Below are 4,721 nucleotides of genomic sequence, written 5' to 3' on the forward strand. Positions count from 1 at the left end.
GGGTCCCCGCTCCGTCCGCGCCGCGACTAAAGGCGGACCGGACGCCCTGACGTCGGTGTTTGCCGGCGCTGCCCTATGCTGCTGGGATGCCACGCGATGGACGGCCGGCGCGCCTGCGACTCCAGCAAGCCGCCCTCGACCTGTACACGGAGCGCGGCTTCGACCAGGTCACCACCGCCGAGATCGCGGCGCAGGCGGGCGTCACCGAGCGGACCTTCTACCGGCACTTCGCCGACAAGCGCGAAGTGCTCTTCGGCCAGGAGGACTTCCTGCGCGACGCGCTGGAGCGCGCCGTCGCGGAGGCGCCCGGCACCCTGAACCCGCTCGCGACACTGCTGTGGGCGTTCCGCCGGATCACACCGCTGCTGGAGGACAACCGGCCGCTCTCCGAGCCGCTGCACCGGCTCACCACCGCGACCCCGGCGCTGCGCGAACGCGAACTCGCCAAGACCGCGTCCCTGGCCCGCGCCATGATCGAGGCGCTGGGCCGGCGCGGTGTCGCCGACCGGCCGGCGTCGCTGGCCGCCCACACCGCGCTGGCCACCGCCGGTCAGGCGACCCACCTGTGGATCGAGCAGTCCGCCCGCCCGCTCGACCACTTCCTCGCCCAGGCGATCGACGACCTTCAGTCACTCTGCTCGACGGGCGATCTCCCGAAGGACACCCGCGCCCGTCCCTGAACGCGCCCGCGCTTTGCGTGTGGCCGCCGCCCCGACCGCGCCTGCGCGGGAGCGCGCTTGAGTGCGCTTGAGGTTGACCGCTCCCGCGCGGCGGCTCAGCGCGCCCTGCCGCCCAGGTCTCGGCGGCCTGACTGCTGCGGCGCTCCCCCGCGATGGTCGTCATCCCCGGCACGGCGAGCCCCGACCACCTGCGCGCCGTCGTCGCCGCGGCCGAGGTCGCCGAGCACCTCACCGACGCCGAGGTGGCCCGTCCGACCGGCCTCGTCGACGAGTCGCAGGCCGCCCTCGACCAGCCGCACCGGTCGACGTTCGACGCGCTCAGGTCCTCGGCGGACAGCCACCGCTGAGCGGCTTCGCGAAGGCCGCGGCTCATGACCTCCCAAGCGGCAGCTCCGCACGGATGGTTGACCAGGAAAAATGGACTAGTCGCACAGAGACTTCGCTGGCTACGCTTCCTGGTATGGATCCAGTGGTCGACGTCCTGGCCCCTTCCGAGGTGGACCGCCTGGAGCATCTGTGGGGGCAGCTTCTGGCCCACCACAGCCGCGAGGCAGCGCACTTGGCAGCTCTCGGCGCGGTGCGCTCGCCCGAGGAGTCGTGGCGCCTGCGGCGAGGACAGTACGTCGCCTGGCTGCGGGAGCCGCTCGCCGCGGCACTGGTCGCCCGGAACGGGGATCAGCTGCTCGGCTACGCCTTCGTGCGCGTGCTCGACGCCCCGGGGTCCTGGCAGTGGGGGGACCGAGTCGGCGTGCTGGAAACCCTCGTGGTCGATGACGAGGCCCGCGGCGCCGGGGTGGGGCAGGCCCTCGTCGGGGCCGTGCGCGATCGGCTCGCCGAGTCGGGGGTCCAGGTCATGAAGATCTCCGTCATCGCGGGCAACGCCGGCGCCCTGCGCTTCTACCAGCGGGAAGGCGCCGTCGACTTCGTGAACACCCTGGTCATGCCCGTCTCGGGGTGACGGCGCGGACCGGGATGGGCGCCCGCACCGTTGACGCCACCGCGTTCCGCGGCGATGGCGGCGTTCTGCTCGTCCCGGCCTGGCTCGTCGATGACGACGCACATGCTCGCGGAGAGGCCCGGCCGACATGGCCCGGCCCGCGGTGTCGCGTTCGTCGAGGCGCCCGCGGCGGCCGGTCCCCCGCTCCCCTACCACGACGGCCGCTACCACACGCTGTGAGCGTACGGTGCGGTGTCGTGCCGTGCGGTCCAGTACGGTGCGAGGCGCCCGGTCAGGTCAGGTCAGATCACTGTCCCGGTGGCGCCGGGTCGGGCGTCGCCCAAGTCCCGGCGATCGACGTGCCCTTGAAGTCCCGGCCCTGGACGACCGGGGCGTAGTGAACACCGCCGTCGACCGTGTTGTGCACCACGCTGATCGAACTGTTCCCGGCCGGCGCTCCCAACTCGTCGAGCAGCGAGCGCAGTTCGGCAGCCGCGGCGGGGTCCGTACGCAGGACGCGGCGCAGCCGGGCACGCCACTCGTCGGTCACGTCCGCGGTCGTGTCGGCGTCCCCCTGCGCGGCCACCAACTCCGCCCGCGAGGACTCCAGTTGACCGTCGACCGTACTACCGTCGCCGCCCCGGGCGAAGAACGCGGCGAGCCGCCCGCGGACCTGCCCCCACGTGTCCTGGACCATCAGCCCCACCAGCGCGGTCGCCCCGGAGGCCGCAAGTGCGGTCAGTTCCGCTTCCACCCGTTCCACCTCGTCCCGTTCGGTCCGCCCTCGTCCCGTCCCACCACGGTAGGACAACGCCGCCCGGGCCGGGTGAGTTCGCCTGGAGTGCCGCGGCCCGCCGCCGCGCCCGGTTCGCGATACTGCTCCGACAGGCAGTACGGCGAAGCGGCGGGCGAAGGGCGAGGATCGATGGCGCGGGACACGGCACCCGACGGAGCAGGCGGCGCGGGCGGCGAAGGCGGCACCGGCGGGCTGGCGCGAGTGGCCGCCGAGGCGGGCGTGTCCGTGTCCACGGTGTCGAAGGTGCTGCACGGGCGCTCGGACGTCGCCTCGCGCACCCGGGCACGGGTGCAGCGGCTGCTGGAGCAGCACGGGTACGGGGCGGCGCCGCGCGGGCGGGCGGTGCCGACGGCGCTCGCGGCGGGCGGGCTGATCGACTTCGTGATCGGGGAGCTGGACGGTCCGTGGGCGGTCCAGCTGGTGCGCGGCGCCGAGGAGGCGTTGCACGCGGTCGGCATGGGCCTGGTGGTGTCGGCGGCGCACGAGAGCGACGGCCGGCAGGCCCGTAACTGGCTGGAGGCGCTGGCCAATCGGCCGACCCGGGGCGCGATCCTCGTCGTACCCGGGCTGACGGACGCGCAGCGGGCCGAACTGGACCGGCTGGGGCTTCCGTTCGCGCTGATCGCGCCCGCCGAGGAGCCGCCGCCCGGCGTGCCCTGGGTCGGCGCGACCAACTGGCCAGGCGGGCTCGCGGCCACCCGGCACCTGGTCCGGCTGGGCCATCGCAGGATCGCGGTGATCGGCGGGCCGCCGGACCGGCTCGCCTCGCGCGCCCGCGTCGACGGGTACCGCTCCGCGCTCGACGAGGGCGGCTTGCCCTTCGACCCCGAACTGGTCCGCTACGGCGACTTCTCGCACGGACCCGCGTACCAGCACGCGCTCGACCTGCTCCGCCTTCCGGACCGCCCCACCGCGATCTTCGCCGGCAGCGACCAGCAGGCCCTCAGCACCTACCGCGCCGCCGACCGCCTCGGGCTGCGGGTGCCCGCCGACCTCAGCGTGGTCGGCTTCGACGACCTCGACTTCGCGGACTGGGTCACCCCGCGACTCACCACCGTCCGCACCCCGCTCCCCGAGATGGCCGCGGTCGCCACCCGCATGGTCCTCCAACTCCTCGCCGGCCAGACCCCCGAGACCACCCGCGTCGAAGTCGCCAGTGAACTCGTCACCCGCGACAGCACCGCTCCCCCCAGGGCGCCCTGACCCCCCAAGGCCGCCCCGTCCTGCCGGTCCCGGGATCGCCTGCCGGTGGGTGGTCCCTGAGCCGGCAGGACTGGCCACCCCGAAGGGTGAGGGCGGGAGACGACTGGCCGTCGAGTGGCCCGCTCACCCCGCGCCGCGCGCTTCATGCGGAACACGTCCGTATGCGGCGAGAGTTGCCTTGTTCGTCGACGCGTCCTCGAAAGTCAGTTCCCAGGGGCCGGTGTTCATGTCCATCTCCTTCCCGAATCCCACCCACTTTCCGGCCATACGGCGGCCTGTCGGTTCGACCAGCATCTGAATGGCACCGTGATAGCGGGCACCTCGGTAGTAGCTCTCCCCGGCCGTCTGTTCCACCCACGTGCCGGTGATGACGCTGCCGTCGATGGTGAGATCCACGGTGAGTGTCGAGTCCGAAGAACCGGGAATACTGCGGACGGTCAGCCGATTGCCGTGCTGGAGAACGATGACGTAGTGGAGCCCGGTGAACGTCTCGCCGCGGCTGCTCGAGTAGTACTCGTAACGGCTGAGCCACACCCCGCTGTAGTTTCCTTGCAGCACGGGTTGCGGAACTCGCCGCCTGCCGAGCGCACTTGGGCCACCGGCCGTCGGTTCAAGGTCATGACCACCTTGCCCGTCGCCCGATACGCGGGCCTGGGGGATGGTCGTCGCAAAGCCGAGCGACTCGATCGGCAGCCCGGTGATGGATTCCAAGGCGCGGGCGTAGACGGGCCGCGGTGCGGCCGTGGTACCGGCCTCCCAGCGTTGCACGAGGCGCTTGTTGGCGTCGTCGGGTTGCCCGGCGCGTTCGCCTGCCTGCCGGAGCGCACGTGCGAAATCGTCCTGGCTCATGAGCAGTCCCATGCGGACCGCTCGAAGCGTGCTGTTCGGCGTCGCTGTGGCAATGCGGTCACGGTAGCCCGACACAGGCCGCAATGACATCCGAATGACGCCCCTGATGACGCCGAAATGACACCGCAAGTGTCGTCGCTGAAGGCGATACGCCGGTTTCTGCGCACCGCACTGGAAGCGCTGCCCGGCCTGACGACCGCCACCCGCGGCGACGGCGACCTCCGGGGAGCTGTAGCCGGCCAGCATCGGGTTGATC

Annotated in this window: 6 protein-coding genes; 4 read left to right on the top strand and 2 right to left on the bottom strand. The window is 72.5% G+C overall.

Annotated features, from left to right (window positions below; genetic code table 11):
- Positions 1-86 precede the first annotated feature (86 nt).
- The 3 genes from AC13HU_RS32445 to AC13HU_RS32455 all read left to right on the top strand — a co-directional run bounded on the left by AC13HU_RS32445 (position 87) and on the right by AC13HU_RS32455 (position 1,638).
- Positions 87-680: a TetR/AcrR family transcriptional regulator gene (locus tag AC13HU_RS32445; RefSeq protein ID WP_483045562.1), complete on the top strand. Its 594-nt coding sequence runs from the start codon at positions 87-89 to the stop codon at positions 678-680.
- Positions 681-832: 152 nt separating this feature from the next.
- Positions 833-1,027 (top strand): hypothetical protein, encoded by a 195-nt coding sequence (locus AC13HU_RS32450; protein WP_483045563.1) that lies wholly within the window; start codon positions 833-835, stop codon positions 1,025-1,027.
- Positions 1,028-1,140: 113 nt separating this feature from the next.
- The gene (locus tag AC13HU_RS32455) at positions 1,141-1,638 is read left to right on the top strand and encodes a GNAT family N-acetyltransferase (RefSeq protein ID WP_483045564.1); all 498 of its coding nucleotides are present in this window, start codon (positions 1,141-1,143) and stop codon (positions 1,636-1,638) included.
- Between the two features lie 286 nt (positions 1,639-1,924).
- Here AC13HU_RS32455 and AC13HU_RS32460 read toward each other — a convergent pair whose 3' ends face one another.
- Entirely contained in the window at positions 1,925-2,371 is a 447-nt protein-coding gene (locus tag AC13HU_RS32460; protein WP_483045565.1) for a hypothetical protein, read from the bottom strand.
- Between the two features lie 171 nt (positions 2,372-2,542).
- Here AC13HU_RS32460 and AC13HU_RS32465 point away from each other — a divergent pair, with 171 nt between their 5' ends.
- Positions 2,543-3,616, top strand: coding sequence for a LacI family DNA-binding transcriptional regulator (locus tag AC13HU_RS32465; protein ID WP_483045566.1), 1,074 nt, complete (start codon positions 2,543-2,545; stop codon positions 3,614-3,616).
- Between the two features lie 123 nt (positions 3,617-3,739).
- Here AC13HU_RS32465 and AC13HU_RS32470 read toward each other — a convergent pair whose 3' ends face one another.
- On the bottom strand, positions 3,740-4,465 hold the full coding sequence (locus AC13HU_RS32470; RefSeq protein WP_483045567.1) for an XRE family transcriptional regulator: 726 nt from the start codon (positions 4,463-4,465) through the stop codon (positions 3,740-3,742).
- Positions 4,466-4,721 lie beyond the last annotated feature (256 nt).

Source organism: Streptomyces sp. NH27, assembly GCF_056859195.1.